Raw genomic sequence first — 16,656 nt, 5'->3', positions numbered from 1 at the left:
AAAAGTCTGTCGGGCAGGATGATCCCGGCAGACCATCATTTGAATAGCATTTTACTTGTAGGAGAAGTCCCACAAGTAATATGGACCGGTCCGACAGAAGATAGGGGAGGATCTATCTACTATTGGCACCCTTTCGTTATTGACTGGTTCGCTTGAGGGTGGGCCAGCATTTCGTAGTCTGGAGATGCCTTAAATGAACAATCCCCCGCTGCCTGGTGGTCGCCTGATCCTTTTGTTTTTATTCAGGCCTTTGGCTTTTTTGCCACTCCTGCTGTCCGGCCAGGAGGTCTTTGCTGAGCCCGTCAGGTCTGACAAGACCATTGATGGTACGACCCCGGTAACCGATTATCGTGTTTCAAGCGGGGCCACGCTGACGGCCAATGGTGCAGGGACGCTCAATGTCGTTGTCGAGCAGGGGTCGGCCGTGGTGCTCAATGGCTCCAGCGTAGCCGGTACCGGTTCAGGTGTTCTATTGCTCAACTCCATTGCCGACGTTGTCGGCAGTACGATTACAGGTACAACGACGGGATTATCGATAGGTCGCGTCAGCACCGATCCGACAGGCTCCAGCGCCACTGTCCAGGCCAGCACCATCAGCGGTAACTTGATTGGCGTACAGCTTGGTTCGCGGAGCGAGTTCACCGCGCGCGACTCTCAGATCAGTGGCGGCACCGTGGGCTTGCAGATGGGTAACGGGTCTGCGACCGTCTATGGCGGCACGATCAGTGGTGGCAACGGTGTGGGCATCAACCCTGGTAATGATCTGTCGATGCCCAACAAGCTGATTCTCGACGGCGCGACCGTGCAAGGCACGACTGGCGCGGCCATTCTGGTGGGCGACTATGGTCTGGAGTCCACAATCGCCGAGATTTACGTGAACAACGGCTCTACTTTACAGGGGGCAAACGGGGTCTTGCTGGACGTCACCGGCATCGCGGCTGCGAACATGGAGGTGGACAACAGCCGCCTGATCGGGGACGTGGTTGCGCAACAGGGCGCCACTGCCAATCTGGTTCTGCAGAATTCCGCCACCCTGACCGGCAACCTGCAAAACGTGCAGCGTGTTGCGATCAACAGCAACGCACAATGGATCATGACCGGCGACGGCAAGGTGGAAAATCTGTCAATGGCGGGCGGTTCGGTGCGCTTTGGCGAATCGAACGCTTTCTACACATTGTCGGTGGACAATTTGTCGGGAAGCGGCACTTTCGCCATGAAGGCCGACTTTGCTCAAAAACTGAATGATTATCTGGAAGTCACTGGCAACGCCAGTGGCAGCCATCAACTCGCGGTGACCGCCAGCGGTGAAGAACCGTTGAGCGAGGCCAGTCTGCACATGGTGCATATTGGCGCAGGTGATGCGCAATTCAGCCTGCTGGGCGGGCCGGTCGATCAGGGAACCTGGTCCTACGATCTGGTACAGCAAGGTAATGACTGGTATCTGGATGCGTCGCAGAAGATCATCAGCCCAGGCGCAAGCTCGGTTCTCGCACTGTTCAATGCTGCACCGACGATCTGGTATGGCGAGCTGACTACACTGCGCACCCGCATGGGTGAATTGCGCAGCAGTCCCGGAAATGCCGGGGGCTGGATGCGCGCTTATGGCAGCCGCTACGATGTCGAACAAAGTGCAGGTGTAGGTTATCGACAGTCCATGAGCGGTGTGAGCCTCGGTGCTGACGCGCCGCTGCCATTCGGTGACGGGCAATGGCTGGTAGGGTTGATGGCAGGCTACAGCAAATCGGATCTGGACCTGCAGCGCGGTACCAGCGCGAAGGTCGACAGCTACTATGCCGGGGCTTACGCAACCTGGCTGGATCAGCAGAGCGGCTATTATTTTGACGGTGTGGTGAAGTTGAATCACCTGCGCAACACGGCCGATGTCAGCATGAGTGACGGGCAGCAGGCCAGAAGCGACTACGACACCAATGGTCTGGGCGCCTCTCTGGAATTTGGTCGGCATATCAATCTGGCGAATGGGTACTTCATCGAGCCGTTCGGTCAGGTGTCTGGCCTGGTTTTGAGCGGCAAGGATTATCAACTGTCCAACGGCATGCGTGCGGAAGGCGAGCGAACCGGATCCTTGCTGGCCAAAACGGGGGCAACGGCAGGACGCAACTTCGACGTAGGCGACGGGCGAGTTCTGCAGCCCTACATCCGTGCGGCACTGGCTCATGAGTTCATGGATCGAAATGAAGTGCGGGTCAATGACAACCGCTTCAATAACGACTTGTCGGGTTCCCGTGGCGAACTGGGAGCGGGCGTCGCGATGTCAGTATCGGAAAAGTGGCAGGTTCATGCCGATGTCGATTACAGCCGCGGCAATCGTATAGAGCAACCCTGGGGTGCCACGGTAGGCTTGCGTTATAACTGGTAAGACTATTGAAAAAAGGTCGTCATGGCCTTTTTTTGCGGCTTTAGAACCTCGCAATTCTGACAGTGTCGTCATGCAGGGCTAGGGTGTTAAATGAGCTCTGGTAAAGGATAAGGATCCCTCTCAGGGGATATACATGGAGCGTTCAAAATGACGAACACGGAACAAGTTCTGCCACCCCCGGTGGTGGCTGCGTTGCTACCTGACAGCGCCGATTGGGATGAAACGAATCTGCTACCTGCAGGCGCGGCTGTCAGGGATTTGCCTGTTGAAATTCCCGAATGGGAATACATCCCCATCCCCGGCACCAAGACGCTACTGACGTTGTATTGGCGCACCGGGATCAGCACTCATGTGATTGAGGAGCGAGAGTTTAAAAGCGAGGATTACCCTGTGATTCCTCCAGACAGTCGCGTGTTTGAAGTGCCGACCCTCTATCTGGTTCAAGGCATTCACGACGTCTGGTATCAACTGACAACGACTAATGGCGAGACTTCAGAGTCCGAAAAAAAAGCCATCACGATCGACCTCACGCCACCTCTTACCGCTGTCATTGAACGATTGAAATTCGACACGACTACTGTCACGGAGCAATACCTGACCGACCACGGCCAGCAGCTGGTCGCAGAGGTCCCTGTTTATCAGGATTGCAAGCCGGGCGATGTCATCACGTGGTACTGGAATAGCAATCCGTTGAATGTACAGCCTGGCGATGAGGTGGATAGTCGGCTTTTGCTACGTGGTGAAACCCAGCCACTGTCTGTTGAATATCCTGGCAGCATGATTATTGCCAGTGGCGACGGGGAGCGTTACGCCTTCTACACACTCAGGGACCGGGCAGGGAATGTCAGCGCATTTTCACAGCCGGCGTTGCTCCAGGTTTCGGCTCAGCCCGTTCCACGGGTACTGCCTGCACCCCGCATCACCGAAACGTCAGGGTCGAGTTCAAGCACGCTCAACCCCTATGACGCGCTGAAGGGCGCTCATGTGGAAATACCTGACGCCGCTGTGATCTACCCCGGTGAAACCGTCCGTGTGCAATGGGGAGAGCCGGGTACTGTGGGCGCCTATCGCACAGAACCGGCAGAATCAGCCCTGTTCACCATTCCCTCCACACACATTGCGCAGCATTTCGACAAGTCGATTCCTGTGTACTACGAGGTGTTTGAAAGCGGTGTCGAACTTCCGCATGTGTCAAGGGTACATACCTTAAGCGTGTCGAAAATCGAGGGTTTTCCTGTTGTGCAGTGCGACAAGGTAACGGGCGGGCAGCTGAGTCTGGGCGGCATTGCCACTGGAGGAAAGGCCAGTTTCACACTCGCCAGGTGGTCATTCATGGGGCCTGATCAGTTCGTCAGTATTGAAGTGCGTGGCACTGACAACGCCGGTGCTCTGGTAGTGGTTCCGGTGGTGACGGAGTATCCAGTACCGGGAGAGGCTACCACTATCGCGGTCGGCCATATTTTCAAGGCGGACCTGCAACGCTTTAAAATTGGCGGTGTGCTCGAGGTTAGAGTCAGGGTGAGTTTCGATGCGAAACTCACCTGGCAGCGGTTTCCTTCCTTGACGCCGACCCTTTATCCCTGACGGTAAACACAGTTGTGCTGGCGGGTTACTTATAGGTCATGGTGAAACTCAACGCCCCTTTGGCCAGGCCTGGCCGGATCGCACTGTTGGCATCGGTCTGATAGAAACGGGCGTGAAAGTTGAGCACGGTGTTGCCCGGACTGATTGCAGACAACGGCACTTCAGTTAGCAGCTCCATCGGCGTGATGGCATCTGCTTTGAGGATCTGGATGCCTATGCCCTGGGCAGTAGAGTCGCTGGTCAGACTGAAAACACCGCTATTAGTCGGTTCTACCGGCATTGATCCCTGAACGCCATCGAGCTGGATATGAGCGGTAGCGACGAAACCTGTGCCAGGGGCGGTATCGGTTTCGCAATTGCTCAGGGCAATGCTGAAAGGTACCGCCGTGGTGGTAAAGCCAGGGCCGGTGAAGTCCGCGCTGTCCCATTCCCCGAGCTGGACAGGATCGGCGCTCACCGCATTGGCACCGACGCTGCATTGGGCCTGGTGAACGGTGCCTGTCAGGCCGAAACTCATGATCTTGCCCAGCGGCGTAACACTGCCGCTCCACAGCTCGCCGCCATCCAGTAACTGCGGGCCGGAGGGGATAGGCCCGGTCTTTACCAGCGTGACCTCATGTCTCAGGTGCAGAATCCTCATAGCACTTATCATTGGCCGATGATCGTGAATGCCAAGGTAGGGCACTGTCGGGTCGCCGTCCACAGGGATGAAACAGTTGTTGCACGGGCCACCGGGAGGGGGGGTTAATGGAATGCCCAGTCTGGTCCGCACGCCGACGCCCGGGATATTGGTCTGTAATATCTTGCCGGTCACATCCTCCCCGTTGATCGGGTCTATCACGCCAGGAAACACGGGTGCCGTTGCAACTGCCCGGAACTCAAGCAGCGCGGTGCCGTCATTGATGCATGCCACCTCCAGGCCAGCTGGATCCGGTGTGATCGCGCTCATGTTGACGCTGCCGATTACCGAACCGATTTTTGCGTCCCTGGCGACATAAAGTGCACCGATGTCTCGACGAAAGTCTTTCATTCCCGGGGCTGTGCGCCAGTAGCATTCGTTGCTTGGATTTTGTTGGGGTTCACCGGCCATTGCGATGCTGAAATGGCTGGCGCCCAAGGCCATGAGACCATAGGCCAGGCATTGAGAAGCGGTGTTCATAAGCGTTTTCCTGATGGGACGGTAACGTGACTGCACCTTCACTGCCTTCATGGGTTGCACGTCAGTTCCTGCACTCGATAACCTTTGGCCACAGGCATGCGGGCGGTGTCGATGTGCAGGCGGCATTGGGGGGCTGATTGATTGCCCCATCGCACGTTGAGGCTTTGCGGTTGCATGCCTGTGGACAGCAGAATCTGCCCGCCCTGGCCTGCGATACCCATGAGATTTCCATGTTCATCACTGACCTGCGCACCGAATGGCAGTGGCTGGCCATCGCTGGCCCGTGCGTTGATGATCAATCGAGTGACCTCACGCGCGGCAAAGACGGTTTTGACCACAGCGCCGCGAGCCGGCACGACCTGAGTGCTGCCGTTGTCGATTTCCACTTCGGGGCCAAGTTGATCGGTCAGCAGGGCGATCTGGTTGTAACGATAAGGGCGCAGGTACGGGACAAGCGCGTAGCCCCGGTTGTCTGTCCTGACCCCGATCGCGTTAAAAACGCCGACGTCCGGCGTATCCGGAACCTGAACCAATGCGATGGTATCGCCCAGGTTGGGGCCCAGTTCAACGCCATCGGCGTGCAGTAACACGGCACCGCTGGCGTTGACCGACGTGCTGCGGTAATTACTGCCCTGGGTCATCCCTGCGCCGATGCTGCCGAACGGGGCCTGATAGCTTGCCGCGATACCTGCGCTCTGTCGGCGGCCGTCTTCGTTGCTCAGGCTCGTACGATAACTCAGGCGATTGTCGTCCAGGCTTCCGCTGAGGCTGGCGCGTTGGCTGTGGCGGTCGCCACTTTTTTGCAAATCGAAGGTCGCATTGCTTGAGCGCCCGATGCTCAGAGGCATCGACACGCTAAGCCCCACTTGCATGTCGTTGCCACTGTTAAATGCATCGCTCAGCGACTGCGACGCATAGAAGTTGTAGGTAACGCCTGCATACCGGGTATTGGCGTTGAACTGGAACTGACGTTGCTCATGGTTGATGCCCCAGTAATCCTGCCGGGACAGCGTCAGGCTGACGCTGCTGCGGTCTCCGAGTCGTTGATGAAGGGAGGCTTCAAGGCGACTGCGGCGGCTGCCTTTGAACATCGTGCTGTCGCTGCGCTGGCGCAGTGTTTCGTTAAAGTCCCGATACCCTTGGGTGGAATAGCGATAACCGGCGAAGCGCAGGTGGGTCCGGGTCGCGAATGCCTTTCCGTACTTGAACGCGTAACTCATGCCTTGCACGCTAGCCTGGCCGGGTTTGTCGATTTGCGCATCCGAATGCGTCACGTCAAATGCCAATGCACCCAGCCCCCCCATGTCTCTGGATATCCCCAGGGCTGTGGCGCGGTAAATGTCGCTGGTCAGCAGGCCACCGTAGAGCGTCGAGCTCCAGCCGGTACCCACTGCCAGCGTGCCCTGCCATAGCCAGGGTTGTTCGGTTGCGTTGATGCCGTTATGGCGACCCATGGCTGCGCTGTATTTCCAGGCGCCTTCACGCAACAGGTTGCCAAGGGTGGAGTAGGGCTGGGTAAAGCGCCGGACCTGGCCATCGGCTTCGGTCAGCACGACTTCCAGTTCACCACTGCCTGCGGTAGTCAGGTCATCGATCTCGTAAGGGCCTGCGCTGACGTAGGTTGAATAGATCGGGAAACCGTTCTGCAGCACTTCCAGCTTGGCTCTGCTTTGCGCCACTCCGCGGATGACCGGCGCGTAGCCTTGCAGCGCATCGGGGAGCATTTCTTCGTCGGTGTTGATCAGCACGCCCTTGATCGGCAGGCTCGGGAAGACATTGCCGCCAGTGTGTGTTTCGCCAACCGTCAGGTTTGCATGAGTACCGGGAAGATCGCGTTGAGCATAGGCGTAGGCCCTTGTCCATTCACGCCTTCCTTCTTCATCATGGCGCACGCTTTGATTACTTCGCAGCCGCCATTTGCCGAGGTTGATGCCGCTGTTGAGGTACAGGTCCGCGCTGTTGCGTCGGCCCCTTTCAGCACCGGAAGTCTGTTGTGCCGAGGCCTGATAGCTGAAAAATGCTGCATTGATGCCGTAATCCCAGAGCGCCGGATCGACCTGGCCGGACGTGTCGCGGCGCATGGCGATCTGCGGAATGGAGATCGACAATTGCAGCCTGCCGCCGTCGAAATCGATCTGTGATCCCGGGACCAGCCCGAGCAAATCGACACACGAGGCGTCCAGCAATGCCGGATCGGCGAGGCCTTCAAGACGCAAGCCCATCTGCTCGAGCATTGCTCGGGAAAGGCACGGCAACAGCTGCTCGCCCCGCGGGTCGGTTTCGAAGCGCAGTTCCTGCTGGCCGAAGTAACGGCTGTTGATATGGATTTCTACCCAGTGGTTGCCAGGTGCGAGGTCCTGCGCATTGGCCAGCGTATCAAGTGCCTGGGCTGCCGCATCGCTTGAATAACCCGGACCCTGGCGCAGGAAGCCGGACTGGAACGAAATGGCGGCCAGCGCGGGACTGGGATCCAGCATAAGCGCGCCGCTGCCATAAGCCAGCAACGAACGCATAAAACGCAGGCGCACTGGTATGAACCCGGGTTCAGGTAATAGGGGCATGTTCAATGTCCTGGAATAAATCGACGCTGTCTTACGGGATCAGCCGGACCGGGAGGGTTAATGGCGTGCTGTAGCCGCCGTAGTCGTTGATCGCGGAAAACACCACCTGCGTGCCAGGCGATGCGCGCAGCTCGTTGAGTTCATAGGTCTGCGAGGTCATCGGGCCGAGCATCACGGGCTGGCTGATCTTTTCGGTCTTGCCGCCAGCGGTGACTTCCAGGCGAATGAAGGAGACGTGGAAGGGGGACGGGTTGGTGGCGGTCAGTTGTGTTTTGTCTGAAGTTCGTTCGATCGACCATTGCAGATCCTTCAGTCGTGCAGTGGGGTTGTCGGTCAACCGGGCAGGGCGATAAAACATCTTGAGACGAGTGCGCAGAGCGATATTCAGCACGTTGCCTTGCGCGCTGTCGGCCTGAGGTATTTCCTGCACATTGAAATAGAACAGTGATTCGCGGTCAGCAGGCAGATCATTGGGCAGGCCGTTGATCTGTACCTGTTGCTCCTTGCCGGGATTGAGGCGGAACAGGGTCGGCGATGGCGCGAACGGTACCAGCGTGGTGGCGTCGTCGGCCGATGTGTTGACCCATGTCTGAACCGCGAACGGCCTGTCGCTGGGGTTTGAAATGATCACCGATGTGCTGCGTTTGTCGCTGGCAAACACTACGCGAGTCGCGTTGACGGTCAATGCCGCTTGAGCTGCGGGCATGCAGGCGGTCAGCATGAACAACGTCATGCAGATGCCGCGTGCACGCACGGCAGGAGCAGGAGCTTGCTTGCAGAGGGTGCCGAACATGAGAATTTACCTTGTGCATCCAGACCCCGTGGAGGCCTGGATGCATTGACGATGCTTTCGATAAGGGCGCGCGGGGCGCCACTACACGGCAAGCGAAAGGGGGAGTATCAGTTGATGGCAACGACAAACTGCACGTCTGCCGAAGCAGCACCGGCAGTGACAGTCGTTGCGGTCGAGCGGTAGTAGGCGTTGAAAATCATGTCGGTCACCCCACCGGCGATCAGCTTGTAAGGCGCTGACTCTTCGCCAGGCTTGATGGGACTTCCCTTGTTGTCCTTGATCACGATGGCAACGCCTTTGGCGCCATCGGTACTCGATGCAACCCCGAAGTAGTCCCCGGAGGTGTCCGTAGCGCCGTTGAAGGTGACTTTTGCAAAGTCGTCGGTGCCGGTCAGGTTGCAGTTGCCCTTGTCATTCAAACGCAGGACGAAGGTTTTGCCACTGTATTCCTGGCCGACTGCGGTAAAGCGGGAGGCGTCGACGCTGCCCATTTTCACCTGACTGCCAATTGCGCCATCGCCAGGGTTGACGACTTCGATAGGGCACGTGCTGCTGGTGATCTTGCCTTCGAAGTTGATAGTGCCAGTATTTGCAAACGCCGAGGTGCCAGCCAGCGCAGCAGCCAGGGCAATGCCCAGTGCAGAGAAAGTTGTTTTCACGATAAATACCTGAGGGTGTTTTAAGTTACATATATTTTCAAGTTACACAGCGTGTATGTAACTATTGATGTCGTTCAATTGCTTTGTTTGTGTTAACTGTCATGACGGGGCGGGAGTTTAGTGTGAAGTCACTCACAAACACAGGTGTCTTATGAGCTGGTTTTATGACTAATGTTGTAGGAAATGTCTTATATGTTTTGGCGTAAATTCATATGCCATGCTTTTAACGTGATACGTTTTCAGGTGCCAGTGCCTGCATTTCATTGCGGGCCGCCCAAATGCGGAGCAGGCCGGAACAGCAGTCAGGTGAGGGTGCGTCATCATCCTCACCTGACTGATGAGTGTGCTCAGCTTCTTATTACCCTGGTCGCAGCATGCCTGGCGATAGCATTTAGCAATGTTGCCGATGGCCCTTCAGCAGCGGCTGCCGCCTTTATTGCCTGACTGGCAGTTTTGCCCTCCAGGCGCGCTTGAGTGGCCAGTTTTAATTCATCCAGCCCCCCCGCGTTCGCTGCCTGTGTCGGCGCGGCGGGGCGCAGTTTTGCTTTGGCACCCGCCAGCAGGGTGGGGTCCATAGCCGGTCTCGTAATGGCACTGGTACTTGATACGCCCGGTGCCGTGACCGCTACCGGGGCGGCTGAGAGAGATCCTGCTGGAGAGCCTGATTGGGGGATTCGGCTTGACGCGCGCGCCGCTAAGCCTGGTGAGCCTGCCGGGCTGGGCGCGCGCGACACTCCCACAAGAATCAGGTTTTTTATCCCCTTGTCGTTTACAGGCTTGCTCAACGCGCGCATCGCTGAACTTGCAGCGCCTGTGCCCAAGCCCACTCCAAAAGCAGCCACGCCTGTCCACAGGGCAATGCTTCCGGCAGTCTGATCACCATTGGTCGCGTTGACCGCACCTGCTGCAGTGGAAGCTGCCGTGAGCGCTGTCGTTGCAACCAGGGCGACGGTCGCTGATGTCGTTTCGGCCACTCCCAGGCCGATGAGTGGTATTGAAACAGGTGCCGCCAGACCCGCTGTCATCGCCAGCGATGCAACACCCACTACCGTAAAGAACGCACCGACTGCCACGCCTACCCAACCCATTACTCCTCCGCCACCCGCCGACCCTGGATACAACTCGCCCTCATCCGGCCGCCGCAAGCGACCGCTTTGAACGCTGGCATCGTGGCCAGTGGGGTCGCGCAGGGCGATAGGGTTACCCAGGCAATAGGTGTAGGGATTGACGCCACCCGCTGCGAAAGGGCTCAGGGAGTCGGGGCTGTGAAAGCGCATAAGGACAGGGTTATAGGCCCGATAGCCTCTGCCCAGCAGATACCAACCGCTGGAGGCATCGCGTACTTCACCGTTGAAGCCCAGCGTGGTGAGCAGCGGTTCATCGCTGTGACGATTGCCATAGGCACTGTAAACGGCTGTTCTGAGGGTGTCTTGCTGACATTCGCCCAGCACGCTGTTGTTCGGATCGGTGAGCAGCAGCAGGGTTTCGTCCTCTTGGTTTTCGCATTGCTGCCCCAGAGATTGCTCGCCCAGATACAAGTAGTGCGTGCGCCGGTCGTCTTGCACGCTGCAGCTGAGTTGCTGGTCCTGATAAAAACGCAGGGTTTCGCTGTCACTGCCGTGTCGCGACGTCACCAGGTGGTCATGGCTGTCGTAGCGGTATTCGCTCAGCGACCTGCCTGCAGTGTCCAGCACACCCAGCAGGCGGCTCTGGCTGTCGTAGCTCAAGGTATGTCCTTGCTCGTCGTTAAGCTGATTGCCATTTTCGTCATAGCGGAATGTCGGATCCAGCATCGGCGTGATCGGATCTTTTCTGACCCTGGACGGGCGGTAGGTAACGCCCGACAACTGACAAGGGTCCTGCACGGCATAGGTGAAAAACGCCCGCTCAATCGTATCGTCGGCAAACGTGGTCGTGGCCAGAGTGATGTTGTCCAGCGAATCGAAGGTGAACAGCTGGCGGATAATCTCCCGCGGCTCTGTGTCGACGGGATGCCAGGTTTCTCTGGGCAGCGTACTGCCTGAACATTCGTGCAAGGTCAGGCGGCCGCGAGCGTCATAGGTAAAGTTCTCCAGAAGCAGGCTTTCACTGCCCTGTTGCAAATGCCGGCTTGCCAGCAAACCATCGGCTTGCCAGACCTGTTCAAGAATTCGCTCGGGCTGTTGATTCAGTGCCTGAGCCCTGAGCGTTTCCCGTCCCTGATGATCGTATTCGAAGCGGGTCGCAAGCGCCGTCCCTGCGGTCAGGTCGTGAGTGACAACGGAGCCGGGCCGGCTAAAATCGTCGTACGTGATCGAAGCCTTCAGCGTCCCTTGTTCGATACAGTCGAGCCTGCCGAAAGCATCGTAGTGGTAAAGCGTATCGAGCCCGGTGCTGGCACCTTCTTCAAGCTCTGTGCGCTTGAGCGGACGTTTTTGCAGGGAGGTCTGATAGCGGGTTTTCCAGGGTGTTCCCTGGTTGTCGATCCAGCTTTCCACTTGCAGACGGTTGAGCGCATCGTAATCGTAAGTGCGTGTGCCTTGATCATTATGAGCGCGGATCAAGCGTGCGCTCTTGGCGTCGTAATCGTATTCGGCGTTTTCGTCCGGCGCAGTGCTGGTAAGCGCCTGATCAGTGAGTGCCAGGTTATACGTAAAGTTGATCGCTTCTCCCTTGGCGGTCGTGCGGGTCTTGACCTGTTTTCGGTCACCTTCATACGCGTAATTTTCCACGCGCGGACCGACGGTGCTGCTGGTGAGTCGCTGCAAACCGTCGAAGTTCTGTTTGCCTGCCAATGTTCTGGTCGTACCGTCGCTGTGAACCACCTCAAGCGTCGTCGCCAACTCGTCGCTGCTGTGCGTGGCGTAACTGCGATTGATCACGCTCTCGTCTGGCAGGGTGGTGGTAATCATGCGCGACCAGGCGTCGTAGCTGAACTGCGTGCTGTAGCCGGCTTCGTCAGTCTGACACGTGCAGCGACCCAGCCCGTCGTACTTGAATGACTGCGTGCCCGTGACCTTTTCACTGCTGTCCAGGCTGCTGATCTGTTGCGGTTTGCCGAACAGGTTCAGCCAGGTTTCGCTGCAGTTGCTGATTTCCGGCGTGTCGCTGCCACATTGTAACCAGCTGCGCTGGATTGGCCCGGCGTAGTCGTCACTGCCGATGGGGTCGAAATGTTGGTGGTTTTGTACGCCGTCGTCTCCGGTTACCACACATTGTTGATTCCAGTCGTCATAGGTGAAGCGACGGTTGAGTATCAACGGTTCATGACCCAGGTAGTCGTAAGTGGTTTCCTGTTCCACGTTATTCCAGGTGCTGTATTGAGCGGCGTAGATCTGAAGCACGGCGGTCAGATTGTCGGCGTCGATGTGATCCTGTTCTTCGTAGATAACTCGGCCCAGCCCGTCCATCCGGGAGCGAGTCATGACCTTACGGGCATTAATCGTCACCTGTTCTGCCTGTTCTCCTGAAGTGGCGCAGAGGACATATTGATATTCGCGGCTGGCCTCGAATTCCTGACCTGAAGCGACCACTTCCCGGGTCATCCGGTTGAGCGCATCGTATGCATAGCGGGTTTCCACGCCTTCGGCCAGGGCGAGCAGCTCTTGCCCGGTCAGGGGCGAAAGCTGACGGACCGTAACGCTGGTCACGCTGTCGAAGTCAGTGCTCAGCGTTTGAGTGATCTGTTGCACCGGTACTTCCAGTTGCGGGCTGTCCAGGTTGCTGTACGCATAGTCGATGTGAGTCGACTGACCGTTCAGGCGCAGGCTCTGACGCTCGACACGGCCATGCAGGAACGGCTCATCAGGCCGGTTGAAATGCGTCAGGCGGGTGTGCCGCAACTCCACATCGTTACCCGCACCCTCGGTATCGATCTGCACCAGCGTTTCGGTTTCAGGGATGATCCCGATCGGCATCTCGCTATCGGTCAGCGCGGGAAATTCAGCGTAGCGATAGTGGGTTGACAGGATGGGTGCGTCGACCTCGTCTGACTGGGCGGGGGTAGTGGTCCTGGTGCGCAAACGGCTGACAAATCCTTCCGGGTCTGCAGGGCAATCGCCCTCGACGCCTTCTGCCGGGTACCAGGTGCTGGTTTCAACGATACCGTCGGCGCGGGTGTGCTCAAGCAGATTTCCAGCACTGTCATAGGTGTTACTTTGCTTCTCGTTGCGTACGCGTCCAGGCTCACTCAATACCGTCCAGCTTGTGTTGATTTCCTTGGGCAACTGGCAGTAGCTGAGTTGGCTGTCGAACGGTACGCCTTCTTCGATAAAGTAAAGCGTCTCGACGGTCTGCCGGTGTTCGTTCTGGGTAGTGACCTCTAGCGTCTGTAAATGAAACCGGTTGAACGTACGCTCGATACTGCGCACCGATTTGTCATCGACCCACAGGCTTTCGGTGCAGACATAATCATAGGGGTTCACATATTTGTAGAGGTTGTCCAGACCGTTGTCTTCCCAGTAAATACTCAGACCTGCGCCCAGAAAATTACGCGAGCGCTGTTGACTGTCTTTATAGGTATAGCGGACATCGACCTTTGGCTGGGCAAACCCGGGATCGACGATATGCCGGGTTACCCTTGGCAGTGCCGGGCGTTTGGCGCTGGCAGGAAACTCATGACCGGCATCCTGGTAATAAACGTCTTCCTGGCTTCCCGTCGGTGTTTCGACGTGCTTGATGCACAGCTGGCTGTCGTTCTCGAAACCGTATTCGAACCGCCACGAGGCCGCGTTTTCCGTGGGCAGCGTGATCCGGGAAACACGCTTGTCAGTGCCCGTCAGGGACATGACGAAACGTGCCAGTTGTCCATCCTCTGTTGCGGCTTCCGGGTACAACGTGATCTCGACGCTGGTACTGGTGCGGGTGATATTCAGCAGGGGCTGGCCCTGATCGTCCTTGATCGATTCCAGCATGAATTGAGTGCTGTTGAACGGCTTGTGTTCGAGTCGGAGGCTATGACCTGACGGCGCGATGATCCGAACAGGCCAGGCCATGCGCTTGTCACCACTGCGGTGCACTTCAAGGATTTCTGTCAGGCCGGACTTGTGCACTACTCGAAAGCGGTTTTCATCCAGCTTGTAGAAATGAAAGGTGTCGAGTTTTTGTTCCGACATCGTCAGCCGCCCGACACGGGTGGTCCGTTCGCTACCTTTGCTGCCTGCGCTTCCATCTATGCAGAACGTTTCGCCAGTGCTCAGCGACAGAATATTAGTGCCGGGATCGTAGTGCGACAGCTGCAGGCCCCAGCCCAGACCATAGCCGCTGTCCTGCGTATTGAGCGGGCTATAGGAGAGCGCGGGTGTGATTCCGGGGCCGAGCAGATCATTGCCCTGCAGCTCGGGTAGATTGATAGAGACGTTATAAAGCCCTGTGCGCGGATCAACGCCGCTTTTCAGGCAACTCATAAAATTGAGCGCATTGGAGTGCACGGAAGTAGAAACAGTCATGGAGCATACCTCGTGGGTTGAAAACGACACGAGCGCACCGGTTGACTGCGTGCAATCCATGCGCCTGAGTCATAGGAGGAATTCAGTGTTCCTGGCTGCCGGAGACACTGAAAGCCTCGCTCAACCCTACTCGTTCCTCCGTGAGTCAGTAACCTAGCAATTGTACGAGTAGTCAGACGATTCGCCCGGGCTTACAAAGACTCCATTCGGCGCTGCCACACGGCTGAAAAGAAATTTCATCACTTCACGTACTCGCGTGAAAGGAGCGCACTCATGGCTGTTGAGTATCCGGCACCCGGAGTCCCTGGACTGCAACAGCCCGGGAACTACATAGATCTCGAGCAACTGGGGAGCCTGGATTTGCTGACCTACGTCAACTATCCAGGCATCGTCAATGGAAGCTTTTTCTACATCAATTGGCGTGGTTGCGGTGCGCAAGGTGAGGTCGTGGATATATTTGATGACTTGATCGAAGTCGTCGGTCTTGAGGCCGATGGCATGCCGGTAATGATCGACAATCAGAAACTCAAGAGGCTTGATCAGGGGTGGGTTTTTTATTCGTATTTCGTGCCTGACAGCAATACCCCGGACACGCTAATCGAGTCGAGGCGGCTCTTTTTCAATGTAGGGCGCCCCCTGATCAGCGCCACGCCACTGGCTGTACCGCAATGTAAACAATCCCATGACCTCAAGCTGGATCCGCAGCTGCTCCGCTCGGGTGAAATCACGTTCGTGACGCCGCCGTACAAGGCCATGCGCGCGGGCGACAAGGTGACACTCACGCTGGATCTGTACTTTGATGATGGCGTTTTTTTTATGCCTTTGGTCAGGACTCATAGCGTGACCGCTGGCGAGGCAGGTCAGCCTCTGACCTGGAAAATTCCTCCAAACGACCTGTTAGCAATCAAGGATGGTTACGCCCTCATGAGCCAGAAGATCGACTACGCAGGCACCACGTTCAGCACGCAGGGCCCTGTTCAAACCCTGGATATCGTGGCCCCGGATATCGTGTTTTTGCCCAGGCTCGAGATCAAGGACTTCAGCGGCGGCTCGCTGGATCCGCAATCCTATCCCGACGGCATAACCCTGAAGATCGAGCCGTACACAGGCATGCAAGTCAACGATGAGGTTGTGATCTACGTCAGCAGTGATAGCCAGTTGGTGAAAACCCTGCGCACCGATGTATCGACGCTCGACAGTCAAGTGCTCGAGCTCAAGGTGGACCAGGACTGGCTGGTCAGCAACAACGGCAAGAACGTGGAGTTCATGTACCAGTACGCACGGCAGGGTACTGCGGGCAGCTCGATCGCTCGCGGCGTCCTGCTACGCCAGCCGCTTGACCTGCCACCGCCGGAAATCACGCACGCTATTGTCGATGACAACGGCAGCGAGGGTGTCATAGGTCACGTCTTTGCACAGGCGCTGATTGATAGGGTGGAGGTGCGGATTCCAGAAACCGCTGTCATTGGCCCTGACGATACCGTGCAAATGCACTGGGACGGTTACGGCAGTACCGGCAGTTCCATCGCTGACCCTTCGGCCGGTGATCCAAAGCTTTTTATCATTCCAGCCACGGCCGTGCCCGCCAATATGGGCAAGCGTGTTGACGTGTATTACCAGGTGACCCCTGCTTTGGAACCGCCCGGCACCTCGAAGGTTTTCGATCTGGAGGTCAAAGGTATCGACAGCGGCTGGCCGGTCGTTCAGAACGTGCGGCCGTCAACCCATGATGGCTTGCTTTCGCTTGGCGAGGTGCCCACCGAAGGCGCCGGGCTCAGTCTTGCCACCTGGATGTATATGGCTGCAGGCCAGCGGGTACGCATCATCGTTACTGGATTGTCCTCAAATGGCGATCCGCAAAGCTTCGATGTGCGGACCGGCGCTGCCGAGCCTGTCACTGTCGCTGAGTATCAGGCCGGTAAAGTCTCTGGACTCATACCCAAGGCTTTTCTGGAGGGACTGCAGCGCGACACCGAAACTATTACCGTGAAGATTGAAGTCAGCTTTGACGAGGGCACAACGTACGTGCCGTTCCCTTTCATCAGCTTCAGCCTGACGAACCAGATGCGAGCCCATTGATCAACAGCCAAGCAAGGA

At 57.3% G+C, this 16,656-nt stretch carries 8 protein-coding genes; 3 read left to right on the top strand and 5 right to left on the bottom strand.

The window, feature by feature from the left end; translation table 11 throughout:
- Positions 1–193 precede the first annotated feature (193 nt).
- Positions 194–2,377 carry an autotransporter outer membrane beta-barrel domain-containing protein gene (locus tag JOE33_RS04005; protein ID WP_187625714.1) on the top strand — a complete coding sequence of 728 codons (2,184 nt, stop codon included), beginning with the start codon at positions 194–196 and terminating at the stop codon, positions 2,375–2,377.
- Positions 2,378–2,524: 147 nt separating this feature from the next.
- Complete coding sequence (locus JOE33_RS04000; protein ID WP_187625713.1) at positions 2,525–3,961, top strand: hypothetical protein; 1,437 nt, start codon at positions 2,525–2,527, stop codon at positions 3,959–3,961.
- A gap of 25 nt (positions 3,962–3,986) precedes the next feature.
- Here JOE33_RS04000 and JOE33_RS03995 read toward each other — a convergent pair whose 3' ends face one another.
- From JOE33_RS03995 to JOE33_RS03975, 5 genes are all read right to left on the bottom strand, one after another.
- Complete coding sequence (locus tag JOE33_RS03995; RefSeq protein WP_240009394.1) at positions 3,987–5,084, bottom strand: fimbrial protein; 1,098 nt, start codon at positions 5,082–5,084, stop codon at positions 3,987–3,989.
- 83 nt (positions 5,085–5,167) lie between these two features.
- On the bottom strand, positions 5,168–7,681 hold the full coding sequence (locus tag JOE33_RS03990) for a fimbria/pilus outer membrane usher protein (RefSeq protein WP_187625712.1): 2,514 nt from the start codon (positions 7,679–7,681) through the stop codon (positions 5,168–5,170).
- A gap of 31 nt (positions 7,682–7,712) precedes the next feature.
- Positions 7,713–8,474, bottom strand: a complete 762-nt coding sequence (locus tag JOE33_RS03985) for a molecular chaperone (RefSeq protein ID WP_096102389.1) — start codon at positions 8,472–8,474, stop codon at positions 7,713–7,715.
- Positions 8,475–8,581: 107 nt separating this feature from the next.
- Positions 8,582–9,133 carry a fimbrial protein gene (locus JOE33_RS03980; RefSeq protein ID WP_010432867.1) on the bottom strand — a complete coding sequence of 184 codons (552 nt, stop codon included), beginning with the start codon at positions 9,131–9,133 and terminating at the stop codon, positions 8,582–8,584.
- Between the two features lie 347 nt (positions 9,134–9,480).
- Positions 9,481–14,559, bottom strand: coding sequence for an RHS repeat-associated core domain-containing protein (locus tag JOE33_RS03975; protein ID WP_187625711.1), 5,079 nt, complete (start codon positions 14,557–14,559; stop codon positions 9,481–9,483).
- Positions 14,560–14,832: 273 nt separating this feature from the next.
- Between JOE33_RS03975 and JOE33_RS03970 the strand changes: the two genes are divergently transcribed.
- Entirely contained in the window at positions 14,833–16,638 is a 1,806-nt protein-coding gene (locus JOE33_RS03970; protein WP_187625710.1) for a hypothetical protein, read from the top strand.
- Positions 16,639–16,656 lie beyond the last annotated feature (18 nt).

The organism is Pseudomonas sp. PvP027 (assembly GCF_017833005.1).
GTDB lineage: Bacteria > Pseudomonadota > Gammaproteobacteria > Pseudomonadales > Pseudomonadaceae > Aquipseudomonas > Aquipseudomonas congelans.
The sequence above is the reverse complement of the archived record's forward strand: the minus strand, read 5'-3'. Positions and strand labels throughout refer to the sequence as shown.

Bases quoted from the DNA above. Each gene is read 5' to 3' on its own strand.
- JOE33_RS04000 (WP_187625713.1), top strand. From the start codon at position 2,525: ATGACGAACACGGAACAAGTTCTGCCACCCCCGGTGGTGGCTGCGTTG.
- JOE33_RS03970 (WP_187625710.1), top strand. From the start codon at position 14,833: ATGGCTGTTGAGTATCCGGCACCCGGAGTCCCTGGACTGCAACAGCCC.
- JOE33_RS03975 (WP_187625711.1), bottom strand. From the start codon at position 14,559: ATGACTGTTTCTACTTCCGTGCACTCCAATGCGCTCAATTTTATGAGT.
- JOE33_RS03985 (WP_096102389.1), bottom strand. From the start codon at position 8,474: ATGTTCGGCACCCTCTGCAAGCAAGCTCCTGCTCCTGCCGTGCGTGCA.
- JOE33_RS04005 (WP_187625714.1), top strand. From the start codon at position 194: ATGAACAATCCCCCGCTGCCTGGTGGTCGCCTGATCCTTTTGTTTTTA.
- JOE33_RS03995 (WP_240009394.1), bottom strand. From the start codon at position 5,084: ATGGCCTTGGGCGCCAGCCATTTCAGCATCGCAATGGCCGGTGAACCC.
- JOE33_RS03990 (WP_187625712.1), bottom strand. From the start codon at position 7,681: ATGCCCCTATTACCTGAACCCGGGTTCATACCAGTGCGCCTGCGTTTT.